Source organism: Rothia mucilaginosa, assembly GCF_019334805.1.
Classification (GTDB): Bacteria; Actinomycetota; Actinomycetes; order Actinomycetales; family Micrococcaceae; genus Rothia; species Rothia mucilaginosa_C.
This window is the reverse complement of sequence record NZ_CP079822.1, coordinates 2226444-2247465: the sequence shown is the minus strand read 5'-3', so window position 1 is coordinate 2247465 and position 21022 is coordinate 2226444. Positions and strand designations below refer to the sequence as shown.

At 57.0% G+C, this 21022-nt stretch carries 14 protein-coding genes; 1 reads left to right on the top strand and 13 read right to left on the bottom strand.

Annotated elements, in window-relative coordinates:
- Window positions 1-62: 62 nt before the first annotated feature.
- The 4 genes from LPB405_RS08830 to hisS form a co-directional block, all read right to left on the bottom strand.
- Complete coding sequence (locus LPB405_RS08830; RefSeq protein ID WP_219101353.1) at window positions 63-590, bottom strand: adenylate kinase; 528 nt, start codon at window positions 588-590, stop codon at window positions 63-65.
- 207 nt (window positions 591-797) lie between these two features.
- On the bottom strand, window positions 798-2570 hold the full coding sequence (aspS, locus tag LPB405_RS08825) for an aspartate--tRNA ligase (protein WP_044145827.1): 1773 nt from the start codon (window positions 2568-2570) through the stop codon (window positions 798-800).
- Between the two features lie 237 nt (window positions 2571-2807).
- Window positions 2808-3059 (bottom strand): endonuclease domain-containing protein, encoded by a 252-nt coding sequence (locus LPB405_RS09105; protein ID WP_257604915.1) that lies wholly within the window; start codon window positions 3057-3059, stop codon window positions 2808-2810.
- Window positions 3060-4124: 1065 nt separating this feature from the next.
- On the bottom strand, window positions 4125-5486 hold the full coding sequence (hisS, locus tag LPB405_RS08815; RefSeq protein WP_219101351.1) for a histidine--tRNA ligase: 1362 nt from the start codon (window positions 5484-5486) through the stop codon (window positions 4125-4127).
- Window positions 5487-5788: 302 nt separating this feature from the next.
- Between hisS and LPB405_RS08810 the strand changes: the two genes are divergently transcribed.
- Window positions 5789-7057 carry a DUF349 domain-containing protein gene (locus LPB405_RS08810; protein ID WP_219101349.1) on the top strand — a complete coding sequence of 423 codons (1269 nt, stop codon included), beginning with the start codon at window positions 5789-5791 and terminating at the stop codon, window positions 7055-7057.
- A 181-nt stretch (window positions 7058-7238) separates the two neighbouring features.
- Here the strand turns inward: LPB405_RS08810 and LPB405_RS08805 are convergent, their stop codons facing one another.
- The 9 genes from LPB405_RS08805 to LPB405_RS08765 form a co-directional block, all read right to left on the bottom strand.
- Window positions 7239-7949 (bottom strand): DUF6318 family protein, encoded by a 711-nt coding sequence (locus tag LPB405_RS08805; RefSeq protein ID WP_049354688.1) that lies wholly within the window; start codon window positions 7947-7949, stop codon window positions 7239-7241.
- A gap of 126 nt (window positions 7950-8075) precedes the next feature.
- Window positions 8076-8813 carry a DUF6318 family protein gene (locus LPB405_RS08800; protein WP_049345492.1) on the bottom strand — a complete coding sequence of 246 codons (738 nt, stop codon included), beginning with the start codon at window positions 8811-8813 and terminating at the stop codon, window positions 8076-8078.
- 181 nt (window positions 8814-8994) lie between these two features.
- Complete coding sequence (locus LPB405_RS09100; protein ID WP_257604914.1) at window positions 8995-9759, bottom strand: hypothetical protein; 765 nt, start codon at window positions 9757-9759, stop codon at window positions 8995-8997.
- 448 nt (window positions 9760-10207) lie between these two features.
- On the bottom strand, window positions 10208-10918 hold the full coding sequence (locus LPB405_RS08790) for a DUF6318 family protein (RefSeq protein WP_219101345.1): 711 nt from the start codon (window positions 10916-10918) through the stop codon (window positions 10208-10210).
- Between the two features lie 389 nt (window positions 10919-11307).
- Window positions 11308-11601: a hypothetical protein gene (locus tag LPB405_RS08785; RefSeq protein WP_257604913.1), complete on the bottom strand. Its 294-nt coding sequence runs from the start codon at window positions 11599-11601 to the stop codon at window positions 11308-11310.
- Window positions 11602-12161: 560 nt separating this feature from the next.
- On the bottom strand, window positions 12162-13787 hold the full coding sequence (locus tag LPB405_RS08780; protein WP_219101343.1) for a histidine kinase: 1626 nt from the start codon (window positions 13785-13787) through the stop codon (window positions 12162-12164).
- Window positions 13788-14070: 283 nt separating this feature from the next.
- A complete protein-coding gene (locus LPB405_RS08775; RefSeq protein WP_219101341.1) occupies window positions 14071-16155 on the bottom strand; it encodes a hypothetical protein in 2085 nt (694 codons plus the stop codon).
- 239 nt (window positions 16156-16394) lie between these two features.
- On the bottom strand, window positions 16395-17708 hold the full coding sequence (locus tag LPB405_RS08770; RefSeq protein ID WP_219101339.1) for an AlbA family DNA-binding domain-containing protein: 1314 nt from the start codon (window positions 17706-17708) through the stop codon (window positions 16395-16397).
- Between the two features lie 184 nt (window positions 17709-17892).
- Window positions 17893-20943 carry a DNA methyltransferase gene (locus LPB405_RS08765; protein WP_219101337.1) on the bottom strand — a complete coding sequence of 1017 codons (3051 nt, stop codon included), beginning with the start codon at window positions 20941-20943 and terminating at the stop codon, window positions 17893-17895.
- Window positions 20944-21022: the final 79 nt, after the last annotated feature.

The following is a 21022-nucleotide window of genomic DNA, read 5'->3' as shown; positions in this document are numbered from 1 at the left end:
CTTCACCGGGCTCATACATCTCTTTCGACACCACTCTCGGCGGCTGGTTTAGGGGATCCGCCTCAGAGCACACCGCGCAACTGCACGGCACGCAAAAACTGGTTCGCCGCCCGCGGGGTACGAAACTCAATAAAACGCTTCTGCAGATGCTGCCCGCGAGCCTCCGCCAGCAACTCCCCAACATGCGGGTAGCTCCTCCACGTGTACCGAATCATGTTGTCCGGGTCGCGCAGAATATTCTTCAGCGGCGGCTCCACATTATCCGCCCACAGCCTCTGACCCGTCACCGCACGACGCACCGTCCGGCGAACCACACGCCACATGACCACCGCACGGCTATAGCGCAGATAAATCACCACATCCGCACGCTCCAGCAGGCGGCCGCGCACCTGCGGATACTGCCACTCCGTAATCCACGCAGACTGTTCAATGAGTGCCTGAACATCCGCCTCAAAACTAGGGCGCGGAGTCCAGTTCGGGCCCCAATGCAACGAGTCCATCTCCGTATGCGGAATGTCCAGGAGGCGCCCCAACCGCGCCGCGAACGTCGTCTTACCGCTACCGCTCGGGCCGGCGATCAGAATACGCATGCTCCCCTCCCCCTTCGGTCAGTACACATTCAGTTAGTACACAAATCGGCACGCACGCCAGTCGATACAAAAGGTGGGCTGCGACCCTGCACCAGCAGAATACACAGCCCACCCTCAACGGCAACCCCGCACAGCTCAACGCCCGCCGGGTTCACGCCGCACAGGCCCACACCCCCTACGGGGCGCACGACCAAAGACTAGACAAGATTACTCCTCGTCCTTCTTCTTCGGCTTGAAATCAACGCCAGCTTCCTTACGCTGCTCCGGAGTAATCGGTGCAGGAGCCGCAGTCAGCGGATCGAAACCATTACCGGTCTTCGGGAACGCAATTACCTCGCGGATCGAATCAACGCCAGCCAGCAGAGACACAATACGGTCCCAACCAAACGCAATACCACCCATGGGCGGTGCGCCGTACTTGAACGCATCCAGCAGGAAGCCGAACTTCTCCTGAGCCTCTTCCTCACCAATGCCCATCACAGCGAACACGCGTTCCTGCACGTCACGGCGGTGAATACGGATCGAACCGCCACCAATCTCGTTGCCGTTGCAGACAATGTCGTAAGCGTACGCCAGAGCCGAACCCGGGTCAGTGTCGAAAGTATCCATGAACTCGGGCTTCGGGGAGGTGAACGCGTGGTGCACAGCAGTCCAAGCAGAGTGACCCAGAGCCACGTCACCGGACTCAGTAGCCTCAGCAGAAGACTCAAACATGGGAGCGTCAACAACCCACACGAACGACCACTCGCCGTCCTTAATCAGGCCGGTACGGTGACCAATCTCAACACGAGCAGCACCCAGCAGCGCGCGGGAAGCCTTAGCCTCACCAGCAGCGAAGAAGATGCAGTCGCCGGGCTTCGCGCCGGTAGCCTCAGCCAGGCCAGCACGCTCAGCGTCAGTAATGTTCTTAGCCACCGGACCGGTCAGCTCGCCATCTTCCTGAATGAGGACATAAGCCAGGCCCTTAGCGCCACGCTGCTTAGCCCACTCCTGCCAAGCGTCCAGGGTACGGCGAGGCTGAGAAGCACCACCGGGCATGACCACAGCACCCACGTAAGGAGCCTTGAACACGCGGAAAGTGGTGTCCTTGAAGTACTCGGTCAGCTCAGTCAGCTCCAGACCAAAACGCAGGTCAGGCTTGTCCGTACCGTACTTCTCCATCGCATCCTTGTAGGTCATGCGCTGAATCGGGCGGGGAACCTTCACATCAATCAGGTTCCACACAGCCTCAACGATGCGCTCGCCCAGCTCAATGATGTCTTCCTGATCAACGAACGAAGCCTCAATGTCCAGCTGAGTGAACTCAGGCTGACGGTCCGCACGGAAATCCTCGTCACGGTAGCAGCGGGCAATCTGGTAGTACTTCTCAATACCGCCCACCTGCAGCAGCTGCTTGAACAGCTGCGGGGACTGCGGCAGAGCGTACCACGAACCCGGAGCCAGACGAGCCGGCACCAGGAAGTCACGCGCACCCTCAGGGGTGGAACGGGTCAGGGTCGGGGTCTCAACCTCAATGTAGCCGTCCTCAGCCAGCAGGTTGCGTGCCGCACGGTTCGCGTCCGAACGCAGGCGCATGATGCGAGCCGGCTCCGGGCGGCGAAGATCCAGGTAGCGGTAGCGCAGACGTGCCTCCTCACCCACCTCAACGTGCTCGTCAATCTGGAAAGGCAGCGGAGCGGCAGTGTTCAGCACCTCAACGGCGGACACCTCAACCTCAATCTCGCCGGTCGCCAGGTTCGGGTTCTCATTACCCTCCGGGCGCTTAGTCACCAGACCGGTCACACGCAGCACATACTCGTTGCGCAGGTGCTCAAAATCAGCCTCATTGTGGAAAACACACTGAGTGACACCCTCACGGTCACGCAGGTCAACGAAGGCGACACCACCGTGGTCGCGGCGGCGAGCCACCCAACCGGTCAGGGTAACAGTCTCTCCAATATTTGCGGCGGTCAGCTCGCCGTTGGTGTGAGTGCGAAGCACAGACATTCCTTTCATAGCGGGCACCTCACGACTATAGACAGTAGCCGGGTACACGCGGTTGATGATATGCGCACACTGCGTGCGCCTCATATATTGTATCCCCTCCGGGCAAGTCAGGGGCAGAAAATAGGGTGCGGAGGCAGGACGCGGGTTTGTGCCATAGGTTAGTGTCTTCTGTCGTAGTTAAAAACCATGGCAGAAGACACTAACCTATGGTCGAAATTTGTAGTCTTAGCCTTATCGCATGAGCAGTCCCCGAAGATGGGCAATAACTTCCCGCTCTTTCTGAAAAATATCAGCCCAGGTTAGGTGCACGACCGTCCACCCGGCGCGGGTCAGTGCACGGTCGCGGGCTGCCTCGGAGCGGTCCCTGCCGGGGTGATTCACGTATTTCTGTTCGCCGTCAAACTCGAGAATAACCCGCGCCTCGGGCCAGGCGAAGTCCACCCGATAGTTGCGACCCTCGCACGAAATCGGGTACTGCGTCATGGGGGTAGGTAACTCATGTTCCATGAGTAGGCACCGGGTGAGGCTTTCACCAGCCGACTCGCTGGATGCGTCCACCGCCTGCGCAAGGAGGGGCCCTGCGGAACTGCCGTACCCCGTGAGGTTTAGCAGAGTCTCGGTTACCTCGCGGGGTTCCATTAGCCCCCGCCGCATGATGGAGTCAGCGAGGACTACTGCCTCCCGAAAGGGCATGCTGCGAGCGCAATCCTGCAACGTGCGAGCTACCGTTGTCGCCATGACGGGTGTACCAGGTATTGCGGTCACTGCATTAGGGTCAAAACCTCGCCTGTGCCTGCAGATGCGCCCCCTATCGGATGGGCTAGTGGCGGTACTGTACACATGCACGATTGAGGGCGCATTGAGTATATCTAGCCCCCAGAGTGCAGCTGCTGATGTGTGCGAGAAAACCCCCTGAAGACCCATGAGGTAGGCAGCAATGCACCGTACCGCGAGCCGCTCATCGGGAGTGAGCGCCTGAGCATCGCGGGTGTAAATATAGGCTCCTCGCTGAATACGTTGTAACGTTCCTGCCGCTACCATCGCACGGATATGCCGGGCTCCAATACCTCGTGAGTTGAGGATGCGAGGGGTCAGCACGAGAGGGTACAGCTCGGCTGCACGTGTGATTGGGACTTGCACGGCTGGGGTTCGGGGGTTCAGGATATTTGCGGTATTCATGGCTTTATCCTGACAGTCTCTGCGAAGTTGTGGGGCCTGTTCGTGAAATCTGTGGATAACTTCGCTGTTTTGAGGGAAATATCCACTATCCACAGGTTTAGGTTGTATCTCAGAATTTTTGTGCCATAGGTTAGTGTCTTCTGTCGTAGTTAAAAACCATGGCAAAAGACACTAACCCATGGCACAAATCCACACAGCCAAAATCAAGAACCCAAAGCACAACAAAAGACCCGCCCGGCAGGGAGGTCAATCCTCCCCGCCAGGCGGGTACACATCCATATGCGGGCCCATATGTAGGCCTATAGCAGCCAGATATTACAGCGGCCAAACACCACAGGTGCTACAGGCCGCTACTCTCTACCGATCTATTTACAGGCCCTCAGCACGCACAATCTGAACGTGCAGGTCCTCAGCCGGCGGCATCCACGAAGCCGGATCGGCGGCAACCTGCTCACCCGAACGGATATCCTTCACCTCGTGAACCGGGGCGCCCGACTCATCCGACGAAATGAACCAGACGAACGGAATGCCGCGCTTCTCAGCGTACTTAATCTGCTTACCGAACTTCGCCGCATTCGCAGACACCTCACAGGCGATACCGCGGGCGCGCAGTGCATCCGCAACATCATTCGCGGCGGACCAGCCCTCATCATTAGTCAGGGCAACAAACACAGCCGAAGGCACCTTACGGCTCGCCTGCGCAAAACCCTGCGACAGGATACGAGCCACCACACGAGTCACACCAATCGACAGGCCAACACCCGGGTACGTCTTCTTACCATTAGAAGCCAGCGACTCATAACGGCCACCCGAACAGATCGAACCCAGCGACTCGTGACCGACCAGCACAGTCTCGTACACGGTGCCGGTGTAGTAGTCCAGGCCGCGAGCAATCGACAGGTCAGCCAGCACCTTACCCGGCGCACGGCGGGACGCCTCCTTAATGACCTCAGCCAGCTCAGCCAGACCCTGATCCAGCAGCTCGTGCTCCACCGAATACTTAGCGGCAAGCGCACGCACCTGCTCCACGAAAGAAGCATCCTCAGTGCGGATCTGCGCCAGCTCCAAGGCGGCAGTGGCAGCATCCGCGCTCGCACCAGCCTCAGCCTGCAACTCCTCAGCCACACGCTCAGCACCGATCTTCTCCAGCTTGTCAATAGAACGCAGAACAGCCGCAGTATCAGTCAAACCCAAGCCCAGGTAGAAACCCTCAGCCAGCTTGCGGTTATTCACACGTAGCTTGAACTCAGGAATCGGTAGCTTCGACAGCGCATCAACAACAACCAGCGCCAAGGTCACGTCGTAACGGAACGGCAGCTCGCCGTCGCCAACCACGTCAATATCAGCCTGAGTGAACTCGCGGGCACGACCCTCCTGCGGACGCTCACCACGCCACACCTTCTGAATCTGGTAACGCGAGAACGGGAAATTCAGGTAACCGGCGTTCTCCACCACATAACGGGCAAAGGGCACAGTCAGGTCAAAATGCAGAGCCAGCTTTTCCTTAGCCTTAGCAGCCTCATCCTCCTGCAGGCGAGAAATTGCGTAAACTTCCTTGTCAATCTCACCCTTGCGCAGCAGCTGCTCAATAGTCTCTACCGAACGAGTCTCAATCGGGGAGAAACCGTGCAACTCAAAAGTCTCACGCAAAGTGTCCAGAACATGATTCTCAACCAACCGCTCAGCCGGAAGATACTCGGGAAAACCAGACAGCGAAGCCTTGCGAGCCATACGCGATACTCCTTGACAAAGAACTCGACAACAAAACCCCGGAACACCTCCGGGCATATCTACCCATCATACCAACACCCACCCCAGCACAGCACCCGCTCCCCCAGCTCACCCGACACAAACCCACGCAAACCCGTAGCCGGCAGGTTCGCCCACAACACAACACGACCAGACACTACTCACACACACCCCGCAGAGGCTATGCTTAGGAGGTGCACACGCACACCCAAACGGGTGCCCACCACGGGGAACAGCGCAAAGGCGCCCCACCCCCAGCACCCCCGAGTGAAAGAGTTATAGCGGTGACTACCAAACCCGACGACACTGTAAACCTCGAAAAGGCACGCCAGTACGGCCGCGTCTCCGAGGACGGCCACGTCTTCGTCATTGTCGACGGCGAAGAATACGCCGTAGGCCAGCTGCCCGGCGCCTCCGAAGAAGAAGCGCTCAGCTACTTCGCCCGCAAGTTTGAAAACGTCGAGGCGCAGGTTGCCCTGCTCGAATCCCGCCTCGCCAACAACGCCCCCGCCGCAGACCTGCAGAAGGGCATCACCTCCATCGGTGCGCAGATTGGTGTGCGCAACATGGTCGGTGACTACTCCGGCCTGCAGAAGCGCCTCATCTCCCTCGCAGAGCAGATCGCTGAACTCGGCGAGAAGCAGCAGCAGGCACGCATCGAAAACCGTGAACGCGCCCTCGCCGTCCGTGAAGAAATCGTTGCCGAAGCCGAGCAGATTGCTGGCCAGGACCCCGACCAGATTCACTGGAAGAACTCCCACTCCCGCATGAACGAACTGTTCGAAGCGTGGAAGAAGGCACAGCGCGAAATTCACCTGGCAAAGAGCGTAGAGGACGAGCTGTGGAAGCGTTTCCGCGCAGCCCGCACCACCTTCGACCGCAACCGCCGCGCACACTTCTCGCAGCTCGACGACCGCAACGCACGCATCAAGCGCGCCAAGGAAGAGCTGATTGCACGTGCGGAAGAGCTGTCTACCTCCACTGACTGGTCTGAGACTTCCCGCGCATACGGCGACCTGATGCGCGCCTGGAAGCAGGTACCCCGCGGCCACCGTCGCGAAGACGACAAGCTGTGGGCACGCTTCCGCGCGGCACAGGACGTGTTCTTCAACGCCCGCAACGAAGCCGAAGCAGCGCAGGACGCAGTCTACGCCGAAAACCTCAAGGTCAAGGAAGCGCTGCTCGAAGAAGCACGCGCACTCCTGCCCGTCGAGGACATTGAGGGCGCGAAGGCTGCCTTCGAGAAGATTCTGGACCGTTGGGATGCGGCAGGCCGCGTACCCCGCAACGACCTGCGCCGCGTCGACGGCGAACTGCGCCGTATTCAGGACGAAATCAACGGCGCCGAAGAGGCAAAGTGGAAGCGCAACGACCCCGCCAAGGCAGCCCGCGCGAACTCCCTGCTCGCACAGATTGAGGACTCCCTCGCAGAGCTGGAAGCAGAGCTCTCAGCAGCTGAAAAGGGCGGCGACTCCAAGAAGATCGCCAAGGCTAAGGAAGCTCTGGAGGCGCGCCGCGCCTGGGCAGCAACCCTGCAGGGCTTCGGCAACTAGGGTCTAGCCGACGGTCTAAATAACGGTCTAATTAACGCCGAGAAGCCACATGTGTTTCGAAAAGCCACCATTATCGTGGCTTCTCGAAACACATGTGGCTTCTGCATGTCTGCAGGATGCGGATTGTCTATGGGATGCGGGATATCTGCGGGGTGCGGACTTTTAGGATCGGCTGGAGGGACTAGTCATCAACGGGCTCATAATTCATAATTTCCCATTTCTGCCCGTTGTGCTTCAGCTCAAATCTAAAGGTGTCATCGGTTTTATCGTCATTACTCCATTTGCGCCAGCTACCGTCAGATTCAACATAAGTCTCGTAATCCCATTCGCGGTACGCCTTCCAGAAATAGGTTTCACCGTCTTCTGACCAGGGGTTACCGTCAGCAAGATAATGGTTTATACCGCCAATGACCCATCCGCCGCTTTTGTAAAGTTCCTCGACGCCTGTATAGGCCTTACGTTCGTCTTCAAAAGTAGGGGACATGAACTTGAAAGCCATCGAGTAATCGCCAGTTTGAGTACCGTAATTACCCCACAAAATCCAGGCATCCATCGTCTTACGCATGCCCTCTAGAGACTTTTCGTTGTAGCCGTCTTCCGGAGCATTGGGTTTCGGTACATTCTGTGCTGGACCGTATTTATCAGCAGGGCGGTACTCGCCATCGGGTGCTTTTGATCCGCCCGAGTAGCCTCGGACAGTAGACGGGGTAGCGCTTGCCGAAGGCGACTCCGACACCGCTACAGACGCCGAAGCCGTTTCGCTCGGCGCTGCTGAGGCGGTGGCTGCCGCCTCGTTATTAGCCTGCTGACTGCAGGCCGCAAGCAGGGTGCTCATGCCCAGGAGTGCACCGCCGTTCAACAACGCTCGACGAGTAAGAAAAACGGAAGTCATGGAAGTAGATTCCTTCTATCGGTGTGGTGTGAATGGGGGATGCTGATTAGAAAGCGGAAGATAGAGAAATTCTCGAAGCAAGAATAAGAATTCTTGCGATACTAATAAGTGCTTTATATTTCCTATTTAGTCATCTACTTGTTCAAAATCGATAATCTTCCAGCCCTCAGAGGTGTACTTGAACGAGAACTTCCACGTGTCGTCATCCTTTCTGTCATTCTCGTAAGACTTCCAATCACCGTTAGGTTCAATGTACATAACGTAACCCCACTCCCGGTACGCCTTCCAGAAGTAAGTCTCCCCCTCGATCCAGGGGTTCCCGTCAGCAATGTAGTGATCAAGTCCCGCGATAATCCAGCCGCCTCGCTTGTAGAGGGCTTCAAGACCTTCGTAGGAGTCTAGTAGTTCGGTAAAGCTGCTATCAACGAATTTGCGTGCTTGGCTGTAGTCTCCGGTTTGGGCGCCGTAGTTGTTCCATTCAATCCACGCGTTGAGTGTTTTGCGTAGACCTTCATTGGATTTTTCTCGGTATCCGTCCTCAGGTGATGCAGGTTTCGGAACGTTTTGTGCCGGACCGTTAGGGTCAGCTCCGCGGTACTCCCCGTCAGGTGCCTTTGAGCCGCCGGAGTAGCCGCGGGTAATGACCGGGCTCGGAGTAGCTGATGCAGAAGAGGCATCGGAAGCCGCCGTAGAAGCTGAAGCGGAAGTCATTTCGCTCGGCGTGGCGGAGGCGGTCTCGCTCGGTGCTGCCGAGGCGCTCGCCTCATTAGCCGCCTGCTGGCCGCATGCCGCAAGCAGGGCACCAAGACCCAGAAGGGTACCGCCGCTCAACAGTGTGCGGCGGTTCAAAATAACGGAAGTCATGGAAATACATTCCTCGTATCGGTGTGATGTGTGAATAGGGGGGGGGCTGGCTAGAAACCGGAAGACTAACCAACCGAAGAGAAGAACCCCGATAGTCGAGAAGCCACATGTGTTTCGAAAAGCCACCAAAGAAGTGGCTTCTCGGCGAACATGTGGCTTCTCAGCATAAGACCCACGGGCTTTACATGTCGGGCCAGTCGCGGTGCAACGAATACTCCGTGTCCCCGTCACCATTGTCATTCAGGTGCCAGCGCTGACCAGTGCGGATATCAGCCTTACGCAACCTGGGGTTCGGGTTGTCCGGCTTACCCATCGTGGGGTCGTTCTTACAGCCCCAACGAGTGTCGTCATAACTGCAGTCACCAGCCACGCGGCCCACATCAACCCACCACACACGCACCAGCAGCGGGTCACTGGTCGCCTGCGGGGTCACCATCATCATCTGCCACGGGCCACCGTCCACACGGAAACGAGCCGTGTAGTGCACGGTCGCGTACGCGTGGAAGTTACCCGAACGCTGGTAGGCGTAGCTGGTATCCGTCTGCCTCGGACGCTCACGCGGGTAGGTGGTGACCGGTTTGCCCGCGGTGTAGTGGGTGTCTGTATCACCATTGCCGTACTCGATGACATAGGAGGAGGGCATGAGCTCAATTTCGACGTGTCCGGCGAGCATGTCTGCTTCCAGACGGTAGGGGCCGCCATCGTCAACGTAGAAGTTGACCTGATCGCCCTTGTACACGTTGGGGTCGCCTTCTGTTCGGCCGGTGCCTGCGGGGTTGTTGTAGGACTGGTGCAGGGTCGGCTTGCCGGGCTCTAGCGACTGGGCAGCCTCAATGATCTGCGCCATCATTTGCTCCCAGGTCGGGCCGTCGTTTGCCTTGGATTTAGTGTCCTGAACAGCCTTGATGTCTGAGGGGATGCAGTTAGCACTGGTGGGGCTCTTCATTGGAAGACCGCGGTCTTTGAACCCTACATCACTTTCAGGGCTGAGGTTGGTGTGTTTATAGATACCGACTTTTCCTCCCGGGGTTACGCAGTAAAGGACACCGGGGTTATTTTTGGAAGAGTAGACATCAAAACCATTGGGGTTGTGGCTCTTTTCCCACTCATGGACTTGGGTTTTTGCTTTTTCAATTGCTTCTGACTCTTGTTTTTGACGATGTGTACTTCCTCCAGAAGAATTTTTACCATTTGCACGAACTGTGCTCTCGGATGAAGCGTTGGGACTTTTGTTGACAAAAATTGTTTCACATACTTGAGCAGAGTTTGGGTTTTTTGCTGCGCACTCAGAGTAGGACTGAAATTCCCCTTCTACAGCCCATGAGATATTTGAAAATGAACATATTATCGCTAATGATATAGCCGAAACTTTAGTAAAATTTTTCATTTTAGTATTATTCTTTGACCAGGGTAGTAGATTCTACAAGCCAGCGCTCGCCGTTGTGACTCAATTTAATATCCCACATATTATTTGCGTCCTTTTCATTTTCAAAACTCTCCCAGCTACCATCTGGCTCAACATACATAACAAAATCCCACTCGCGATAAGCGCGCCAGATATAGGAAATACCATCTTCAGACCACGGGGAACCATTAGCTTTAAAATTGTGTATGCCACCAATAACCCATCCACCCTTCTCATAGGTTGAAGAGATTTTCTTATTGAACTCAAGTTCTTCCTTGAAAGAAGGGCTAATAAACGTATTAGTGACGGAATAATCGCCAGTCTGGATCGAGTAGTTTCCATGAAGAACCCAAGCTCGAATGGTCTTCTCCAAACCAGAGATAGACTTCTCGCGATACCCCTCTTCGGGAGCCGGAGGCTTGGGCACGTTCTGTGCAGGCCCCTGCCAATCAGCCTTACGGTACTCCCCATCGGGCGCCTTTGAGCCGCCCGAGTAGCCGCGGACGGTAGAGGGGGTAGCGCTCGCCGAAGGTGACTCAGATACTGCGGCAGAAGCCGACGCCGATTCGCTCGGCGCGGCGGAAGTCGTGGCTGCCGCCTCGTTATTTGCCTGCTGGCCGCACGCCGCAAGCAAGGCTCCAAAGCCCACAAGTGCGCCGCTGCCCAGCAGGGTGCGGCGATTAAAGATGGTCGAGTCCATAGAAGGTACGCTCCTATCATCGGTGATGGTGTGAATATGTGCATGTCGGGCCGTTATTCACAGGTTGCATTGACTGCCGGAAGAAAAACAGCCCCGTAGCGCGCCCAACAAGCGCATCAATGCGCTATGGAACGCTACAGTTACCACCCTACCGCATGTTTGCGGTCGTTTGCACTCTTTTGAGGATGATGACGGTGGTTGGTCAATATTCGGGCTTCTCAATGTTTTATGCATCAAATATCTTTGCGCCCGCGGAAGCACCACCTCAGCAGAATTTGTGCCATGGTTTAGTGTCTTCGACCATGGCTTTTAACTACGACCAAAGACGCTAACCTATGGCACAAATCCGCAACTCATGACCGGATCCCCATCTGTGACAGATGGGCGGGCTACACGGCGAGCGCATACATGTCGCGGAGGGCCTCTTCTGCCTCGTCGAGGGCGTATCCGCTCTGGCAGAGCGCGTCGCAGCCGTTACCATAGCGGAGGCCGGCGAGGAACTCGCGGTCGGTCACCTCCGGCAGGTACACCATGAGGTATTCGCCGTTGTCAGTGAAGAAGTCGTCAATATTGACGGCGTCCTGACCGGAGCAGAAGGTGCGGAAGTCTTCATCGCTGTAGTAGCCATCCGTGTACATGGGTTTCTCCTTTGGTCGTTCGATGGAGGAATGAGAACGCGTCATTGTTCTCTACAGCCTAAGGTACGGGGCACCCCTGACAAGATAAGGGGCTGCACCGCCCGTGCCGGAGAAAACACACAAAAATATTGTGTGACGAGGGGTTTTCTGAGGCGCGCTCCCCCGCCGCACGGAAGATTAGGTGCGGATGGGCCTGCCTCCCGTGCGCCGTTGTCCCGTCTCCCACACACCGCACGGGAAATTCGGTCATGGGTTACGGACTTCGACCATGGGTTAGTGACTCTGGGCTGGGGTTTTAACCCCCACCAAAGTCACTGACCCATGACCGGAAATCGGTGCTGTGCAGAGGGGGTAGATTACACGGCGGGTAGCTGACTGTTTCGATAGGTTGCTGTCTTTACTGCGGGTTAAAGACCCACGGCGAAGACACTAACCTATCGAAGGACCCCGTTCCTCCTCCCCTATGAACGGCGAAAAGCCACATGTGTTTCGAGAAGCCACCAAAGAAGTGGCTTTTCGAAACACATGTGGCTTCTGGGCAGATTACCTCTGGGCGGAATAACCCTGGGCAGATAACCGTCGGCTAGCCGCCGCTACATTCGGGTCTACTCACCCCTCAGGAATGACGCGACCTTACCCCAGAAACCCTTCTGGTTTCCAGTGTTGCGGGTGCCCGTGGGGGTCGGCTGGAAAACCGGACGCTGCTGGCTCGGCGCTTCCTGCTGATACGCGGGGTTCTGCTGATACGCCGGGTTCTGCTGGTACTGGGGAGGCGCCGGCTGGTACGGGTAGTTCGCCTGCGGGTGCTGCGGGTTCGGCTGGTAGCCCTGCGCCTGGTACGCGCCTGCCTGAGGCTGAGCACCCGGGTGGTAGTGGGCATCGGGTCGGTACGGGGATTCTGCGCGGTGCGGGGCGTCCGCGTAGCCCTGTGCCTGGTATCCCTGCGGGTTCTGGCGGTACTCAGGGCTCGGCTGAGGAGCCTGCTGGTACGCGGGTTCTGCATGATTTGCCGCCGCCTGGTTCGCCGCGGGGCGCGGCGGGTTAGAGTACGCGGGGCGCGGGTTCGGCTGCTGCGGCTGGGCAGGTGCCGAACGCTGTGCGGGAGCCGGGCGCGCCTCCTGAGCAGGACGAGTAGCGGGTGCAGGCTGAGCGGTAGGTGCCGGACGCTCCGGGCGGGCCTGTTGTACACGCTGTCGCGGCTGGCCGCTAGGAACCTGCAAGTGCGACCCCTCAGGAACGCCACTCTGCTCCGCAAGATCCTGAACAACGAACGCCGAGCTGAAAAGCATGTCCTCCATGGTCCACTCAAGCGGCGGCTGTGCGTTCGGTGCCAGCTGCAGCTTGTCCAGTTCGCGCAGGTGCAGGGCGAGCACATCCACCATGTAGCTGATGACGGCGAGGTTCGGCTGCTCCCCCAGGTTCTTCGGGTAGGCGAAGTGGTAGATGTAGGTGTTGATGTTCTGCCGCTTTTCCAGGGCTTTCGCCGCCTTCTCAACGGGGACGCCGCCGCAGGTAAGATCCGAGAGGCTGTCGAAGGTTGCGGGGCCTTCAGAGGCACGCACGGTCAGCGGACGCGAGGGGTCCACGGCGGACTGCTTCGGCCAGAAAATGCCGGGTCGGAATGCCATCTGCAGGCTGTTGTTGACGACGATTTCCTTCTCGGGTCGCCAGGGCTTCTCGTGGTCCACGATGTACTTGCGCGGCATGGCGAAGGTGGTGAAGGAGCACGCGAGGCTCTGCAGCTCCTCCCCTGCCGGTGAGGTGCTCAGAATGTATGCTTTGGCGCGGTTCCAGGTTTCGCTGTTACGCATCTTGTTGACGAACATGGACAGCTTCGTCATGAACCCGTCGACTTTGACGGTGGGTGCGTCGGCGGTAATCAGGTAGATCCGCGCCGTGCCGTAGAGCGAGGAAAGCGCATACTTCTTGTTCGATTCGCCGAAGTTGGTGCCCATGATGAGGTGGCAGGTGGGCGGGTTGACCGGTTCGCCGTCGTAGTAGGGCGTGTAGTCGAAGCCCATGTCGATGACCTGGCAGGCTTCTGCGGCGGCGTGGATGCTGTCGAGGGTGAGCGTCTCGTTGGTGGGCGTGCCGTCCGCGTTGCTGAACGCGATGAAGGCGGCCGTGTAGCCATAGGCTGCGCTCTTGGGCTTGTCCAGGGCGAAGGTGTTGCATCGCGGGTGGTGTGCGGCGTACTGCTGCTGGATGTGTGATACGGCGTTGTGCGGCATGTTCACTCCTTGGGGTGTGGTTGTTTATCGGATTCGATTGTGTGGGTGTGTGATGTGTTTTACTGTACGCTACTCCCCTGACAGGCTAAGCGGGCAGGGGTGCTTTTTTCGCGATAAATCGCGATGCGGTGGCTGTACTCCCACCGGCGAGCGCGCTCTCAGCGGTGAGTTTGGCGGGCAGCGAGCATGGTGGCGGGCGGAGGGGCGGCGCATCCAACTGTGCGGGTGCGCCGCGCCCTGTGTTTTACCGGCGCTTGTTTTACCGGCACTTTAGCCTGGCGGGCTACTTGCCGCGGCGGCGCTTAAGCTCCCGGCCCCAGACGAGCACAATGTCGATTCCAAGGACCCCGTACTCGTACTCATCGAGAGCGGCCTGGACTGCCTCGGTGTTCACCGCGTACCAGTCGTCGGGTAGCGAGTCGATCCATGCTTCCCAGTCTGCGATGCGCCAGTTGTAGGTTCGTTCCATGAGGTCCACGAAATCGTCGCCTCCAAGTTCTTCGGGGAACTGGGAGTACCACAAGGAGTCCGACTCACTGTTCGGCCGTTCTTCTCGAAAATTAACGAACTGACGCCAGTTCTTCTTCGTGATGATAAAGGATTCTTCCCCGTCAGGACCGAACTTTTCCACGGTGCCCACGTACGAATTGGTTTTAACGCGCTCCCAGAAGGTCGGCACGTCAATCTCACCACGCTTGAGCAGATCAGCCAGGTACTCGATACGGTCATGCTTGGGGCCAAACGCCCCGCGGGGAAAACCGTCGCCGAAGGGCAGCAGGCGGCCGGCGCGGTAGTCCTCCATGTTGATGGTCTCCCAGGAGAAGCCGTTGATTTCTTCGTACTGGTCGTCGTCAAGGCAGGGGTACCGTTCGTTGTCATACACGAGTCGTAGAAGTTCGATGGAACCGCGTTCGCCTTCGTAAGCGAAGTTATCCAGCTGCACCTCACGCACGTATTCTTCCTGCGCTTCGTTCAGATAGTACTGACCATCCTTGCGGCGGAAGTTGAGCTTCTTGGTTTCGGTGCCGTTCTTCAGTTTTGCCTTATGGATGTTGACGGCGTGTTCGATCATCCACTGGCTCGGGTCCAGTACGTATGCGAGGCGAAGCTGCGTCTCGTACGGGGTGATGATGTTCAGGGTGCGCAGCAGTTCTTCGCACCCGTCGGGGTCTTCCCAGTACATGTTTTCGCCGAGGTACTTGAGCTTGTCGTCAAGGGTCATCTTGGGGATTGCGTCCCGCAGGGTCTGTGCCCATTCGGCGGCTTCTTCGTCGTCGGGGTCGGCTTCTACTTCTGCTTCGACCTTCGCCAGTTCCGATGCCATGTAGGTGTCGATGTTGAAACGCTCCGTGTACATCGGCTCCATAGCGTCGCAGCGTTCCTTGTTGATCTGGCGACGCTTCTCTTCCAGGGCCTGGTAGTACTCCAGGTCGTCCAGGGTCTTCTGCTGCTCTTCGGGGGTGAGGCTGTTCCAGTACTCTTCCTCAGCAATACGATCCTGCTCATCCTCATCAGGGGCGGGCTGCTGCGGCAGGCGAAGTTCACCGGGGCGGCCGTACTGTCCGGTGCCGAAGGCGTCCAGGGTGATGGCGCCGTGCTTCTCTTCGCGCAGCGGGTGGTCACTGTTCAGCCACGCGCGGGCCTCGCTGATGCTGATGGGCTTGGTCAGGCGGTACAGGCGCACCTCCTGGTTCAGGTCGTCCAGGCGCATCTTCTGCTGCTTGAAGGAATCACGAGCTTCCTTCTCATTCAGGTACACGTAGATGTAATCGCCGCATTCCTGCCACCAGGGTGCGTCCAGGCGCGGGTCATCCCAGATGAGTTCCTTGCCGTCCTTGCGCTTGTACCGCGGGCGGCCCTTCGGAGGGTTGTTCACCTCCTTGCGTCCTCGGTTCACGTGCACGAGGTAGCCGTACACGCCGGGCTCGCCCTCCAGTTCGTTCTTAAGGGTAATGTCAGTATCCAGCTTCTCGACAACCCAGTGCTTCTCATCGTTGAAGTAGGCGATTTCTTCGTCGGTCATGTTGTCGAAGAGGGAGCAGTCGAAGAGCATGCGCGGGTCGGTGAAGGATTCGTAAGGGGCTGCATCGCCGAATGCGTCCCTCACGTAGCTGGGGAGGTCCTTGGGCATGCCCTGGCGGCGCCACTTATAGGGGTGGACGGTCAGGTCCTTGTCCCAGGGGGTTTCGCCGGTGATGCCGGGGGCTCGACGCTGCATGAGTTCGGCGGAGAGGTCCTTGCCGTTGACGACGACGCGGTAGTCCTTTTCGAGCCTCTCGTAGGAGTAGCGGGCGCGGGCGTTGCGTTCGGCGTGGTACTTCTTCTGGTAGGCCTTGTAGCGGGCTTCGGCTTCGGGGCTGCGTGCCATGGTGGGGGTCCTTTCTCTCGGGATGCGCTGGGAGGCTGCGGTGCTCTCGGCGCGTGGGCTTCGGTGCTTCTGATTACAGAATAGGAAGGACCCCTGACACGATAAGCGAAACGGGATTTACCCGGGGGTAAAGCACGGGCCACCCACAAGAACGGCGAAAAGCCACATGTGTTTCGAAAAGCCACCAAAGAAGTGGCTTTTCGAAACACATGTGGCTTCTGGGCGGGATATGAATCCGGCTAAGACTCTTCTCCAGCAATAACCTGCAGGTTCTGAATACCGCCCTGGTTCACAATATCTAGAGCCAGAGCACGCAACGGCGGCAAGACATCTTCAATCGGTGCCAGCGGATCAATAAATGTAGACACCGGCTGAAAACGATTAATGGGTTCAGAGTAGCTTTCAGGCATAAGATTCCCCGTGACCCCTTCAGAGGTCCTCACCAAAATTGGTCTATTAGTATCACCTACCAAACCAACACGAATGCGGAATCCCCCAAACACACGGCGTTCTTGTGCATGTTCCCGAAGAAGGGAGAAGAAATCTATTAGCGCACCCTCAATATCTCGGGACATACAATGATTACGTTCTCCGACTGGATATTGGTCCGAAGGGGCTGACTTGTTGTATACACCCCCGAGCTGATAGGCTCCCAACAAAGTTCCATCATCGTGCAGGTATTTGCGATATTTACCAGCGGTTGTTTGCGGTAAGTTTCGAATCACCCACCGGCGCATTCCTTTAACGCGTTCTCCTTGAGTCCAAATAAAAGTAAAGTTAGTATAGGTTTTTCCTTCGTTTGGATAATTTCCTCGCTGTGAAGCCATAAAGTATGGATATATACCCGGGGTAGTATACCGCATACATGCATTCCTGCCCGCTGAATCTGGAGAACTACTAGGGGTAACAGGAACAGCTGCAATGGCAAGGAAGACTCCTTGTTCAGGGTTGGCTTCATAAGAGCAGAGAGCATCTGCCGCCTGTTCAAAGTACCCCTGTAGAGTCTTTTCCTGTTCGACGCCACGCTGGAAACGCTCACGGAAACCGCGCTCAATATCCCGATAGGTCATCGGTTTTGTATGGGGGCCGTTACGGCGTGGAGCAGAAAAATTATTCTTCTCCGCCCGAGCAAAATGGGGAGCATCCACCGAATCCGGAATATGCATTAGTACAAGATATTTTTCATCCGGGTTTTCTCCACAAGAAATTTTATTGAACTCCAGGCCTACAACCGGAGGGTCAACTTTGGTATAGGCAATATTCAACATCTGCTGTTCTTCTGTAGCAGTCCATTCACAAGGGTGTATAGATCCAGCAATATCGGATGCTCCTTCGCCCACACCATAAATAATCCATCCGCCGCCGCTATTCGCCATAGCAGCGATATCCTTAGCGACTTCTTGCTTAGATTTATCAGCCTTGAGATCTGGAACAACTCGTTTCATATCGAAATCTGCAGTCTCTTCCAGGCCTGCCTCAATAGCCTTTTCAATAAGCTCCAGCGTAAGATTCCCAGGTTCCAAGCCCAGGGCGCGGTGAATGGGTGTAAACATTAGAACTCCTTATCAAAACAGGAAATACCCATAGAATCTGAGTGCTATCCGCCCTCAAACCTCAGTATAGATTCATTACGAAATTTCTGCCCCTGAATCGGTCAAATTGTGCAGGTATGCGGGAGGGCTGCATGCTCGCCGAGAATAACTCAGCCAGCACACAGCCCTTCACCTATCAAATCAGCTACTTAGCGGTTCGCCTGCGAGCGCGAGGCTTCTTAGCCGGCTTCGCGGCTTCCTCCGCCGCAGTCAGCTCCTGATAGCGCTCAAAAAGAATCTTCAAACGCGCCTCATCAGAAGAACAACGACGAGTCGCACCAAAAGCGACATCCACCGCAGAATCCAACTCATCATGCGCCGCACGCAACGCCGGATCCATCGTCGCCAACGAAGCATACATATCAGCCAGCGACACCGGCTCACCCGCACGCTCCTCAATCGCCTCACGCGCCGCCAACACCTTACGGCCCGCAGCAATCACCTTACGACGCTGCTCCTCAGAAATCTGCGGCAACGGAAGGTTATTCCACACCACCGTATTCGAGAATCTCAAATCAGACTTCAACTGACCACCGACAGTACGTTGCCAGATGATAAACATCGAAGAAGAAATCAGACCAAAGAGGAAACCATCAGGGTCGAGCGCAGTAAACGTTGCATTGCTTGCAATAGTGTCTGCAGAAAAACGCTTAACCGTAAAAATCGGACGATTCGCAGATACCACAGACGGGATGCACACATACGGCTCTACAGGGCGCGCCTTATTCGGACGCATGAGATGCGGAATATCGCGAAGCTTATATGCGTCTCCCTTCTGAGGCTGAGCAGAACGCCACTCGCGGTTAGCCTCCACGCGAGCACTCAGCACCGGGCTCGAAGCAATTTCCTCTTCCGAGGCATCTTCCAGCCACAGGCACCAGCGTTCCAGTCCCTGCACCAGCTCCTTAGCACCAACGAAAGGACGCAGATAACGGACCGCCACCGGGTCAGCGGCAACCACCGGGTAGTCCTCCACCTCAACAATCAGATTTCCACCATCCGTCGGCTGGCTTCCACGCACCACCTCAGGAATCAAAGAAGACAGAGGCTTAGATCGTTTCTCCGCCAAGACGTTCGGGCCCTCCACCAGGTAGGCGTTCAGAGCATGAACCGGTTCCTGCTCTACCGTTCGGCGAGTCGACCAATCATAGTCAAAAACTCGAACAGTGCGAGACTTCTCCGGAGCAGCTGAACGAGTAAAGCCCGTAATCACGCAGTGCACGGCAGCCTTACCCGCGGCCTCAGAAACCCACGGGAATGTACGATAGGCAAACTTAATACGCCAGCCATCACGGAACAACGGCGCAAACAGCGAAGCAACCGGCTGACCCTGAACAATCGAATTCGTAGACACGAAGGCAAAATCACCAGGAACTACCTTCACATCCAGCGCTTCAGTCTGCTCCTGCAATGTCTTCAGATAGCGAGCAGCCTTAGCCAACCACGCCGTCGCAAAATCCAGGTAGCCAGCATAGTCATCGCCCCACGCCAAGCGCATACCCTGGTCCTGAGCATCACCCTTCTTCGCCTGACCGACGAAAGGCGGGTTACCCGCAATGTACACGCGCACGCCGTCCGCTACGTCCTGCGCGGTCACCGGCAGAACCTTTGACCAGTCACGATCTACACGCTCACCCGAGGCAGGGTTAACCTCAGTCAAGGCATCGCCCTCAAGAATGTGGGCGCTATGGCTCAGAGGAAGACGCACCGGGGCGTAGCCAAAATCCTCCATCATCTTCTGATCCATCTGACGCTCGACCAAGAACATCGCGGTGCGCGCAATCGACGCGGGCCACGGATCAAGCTCCAGGCCATAGAAATTATCGATAGTCACCAGAGGCTCAATCGAGCGGGCACGCTTACGCACGTCCTCACTCACGCCAGCCTTACCCACGACCAGCGAGCTCAATTCGCTCTCATCAATCTGACCCAGATTACGTAGACGGACCAGGACGTCCAGCTCCAGCTTACGCATCTCACGGTACGCAATGATGATGAAGTTACCACAGCCACACGCAGGGTCAATGAAGCGGATATTCGCCAGTTCACGGCGCAGGTTACGCAGACGAGTCACCTCATCTGACTTCTCCTCTGCCCCCGTGAACTTATCCCGCAGCTCGTCCAGGAACAGCGGGCCAAGGGTCTTCAGCACATCCTCCTCCGAGGTATAGTGCTCACCCATCTCACGACGAGTCTTCGCGTCACGCACCGACTGGAACATCGAACCGAAAATAGCCGGAGAAACCTTCGACCAATCACGCTCCGAAGTCGCCAACAGCTGCTGACGGAACGTCTTCGCCACCGCACCGCTCATCTCAGCAGGAAGCGGCACCGCGTCCGCAAACATGCCACCGTTCACGTACTTAAAACCAGACAGATAATCCGGAGCATCCGCCACAGCCGAGGTACCCGAAGGCTTCTTATTCAACAGGCCAAAAAGCTCATTCAAGCGCTGAGCCAGATCCGTACCCTCCTGATGGGTGCCACGAATCATCCGCTCAAACGAGTTCGCATCCTCAGACTCAGACCACATCTGCGTATCATCAGCAAACAGCAAGAACAACAGGCGCGCCATCACCGTCGAAATCTGAGCCTCCGACATGCCAGCCTTCGCCAACGACTCAAAAAGACCCGCCATCTGGTTCGACGCAACACGAGTCTCATTCACCGTCTCAACATCAAAACCACGACGCATACGGTCCAAAAGACCCAGAATCGACACGCCATTCGCAATGTCATCAGAGGTCAGATACAGCAGAGCACAACGCTCCAACAGCGCCTCAACCTGAGCCTCATCCGTCACCAACAGCTCATGACGAGTCAAACGCGACGACGAAGCGCTCGGCCAACGCCACACCTGACGCGGCGTAAAACCAACACCCTCCTGCACAAAAATGCACAGGCGGTGCATGCTCAACGCACGCAACGTGCGGTCAACCTCAAGCTGCGAAGTGTTCGACGGAATACGGTCCACACGGCACACCCACACCGGAATGCCCGACTGCACCGCCACACACTCCACGTTCAACACGCCAGAAGGAACCAGCGGGTCATCCACCTTCACAGTCTGAAACGAGGAATCTCCCAAATCCGAGTCATCCCAGCCCAGAGATTCCCTAAAGAAATCACCCAGGCGACCCTCCACCAGGTACGAACGCGCCTGGTCCAGGTCATCATCAGGCCACACAACAGCCATAAAAATACTCCTTCACAAGAGAATAGTGAACCAACCGATTCACAGAAAAACTACACACAGCCCCGCGGTGCGAGACGCT

Bases quoted from the DNA above. Each gene is read 5' to 3' on its own strand.
- LPB405_RS09105 (WP_257604915.1), bottom strand. From the start codon at position 3,059: ATGACGCAGTACCCGATTTCGTGCGAGGGTCGCAACTATCGGGTGGAC.
- LPB405_RS08765 (WP_219101337.1), bottom strand. From the start codon at position 20,943: ATGGCTGTTGTGTGGCCTGATGATGACCTGGACCAGGCGCGTTCGTAC.
- LPB405_RS08775 (WP_219101341.1), bottom strand. From the start codon at position 16,155: ATGGCACGCAGCCCCGAAGCCGAAGCCCGCTACAAGGCCTACCAGAAG.
- LPB405_RS08780 (WP_219101343.1), bottom strand. From the start codon at position 13,787: ATGCCGCACAACGCCGTATCACACATCCAGCAGCAGTACGCCGCACAC.
- LPB405_RS08790 (WP_219101345.1), bottom strand. From the start codon at position 10,918: ATGGACTCGACCATCTTTAATCGCCGCACCCTGCTGGGCAGCGGCGCA.
- hisS (WP_219101351.1), bottom strand. From the start codon at position 5,486: ATGGCTCGCAAGGCTTCGCTGTCTGGTTTTCCCGAGTATCTTCCGGCT.
- LPB405_RS08830 (WP_219101353.1), bottom strand. From the start codon at position 590: ATGCGTATTCTGATCGCCGGCCCGAGCGGTAGCGGTAAGACGACGTTC.
- LPB405_RS08805 (WP_049354688.1), bottom strand. From the start codon at position 7,949: ATGACTTCCGTTTTTCTTACTCGTCGAGCGTTGTTGAACGGCGGTGCA.
- LPB405_RS08785 (WP_257604913.1), bottom strand. From the start codon at position 11,601: ATGACGCGTTCTCATTCCTCCATCGAACGACCAAAGGAGAAACCCATG.
- LPB405_RS09100 (WP_257604914.1), bottom strand. From the start codon at position 9,759: ATGAAGAGCCCCACCAGTGCTAACTGCATCCCCTCAGACATCAAGGCT.
- LPB405_RS08800 (WP_049345492.1), bottom strand. From the start codon at position 8,813: ATGACTTCCGTTATTTTGAACCGCCGCACACTGTTGAGCGGCGGTACC.
- LPB405_RS08770 (WP_219101339.1), bottom strand. From the start codon at position 17,708: ATGTTTACACCCATTCACCGCGCCCTGGGCTTGGAACCTGGGAATCTT.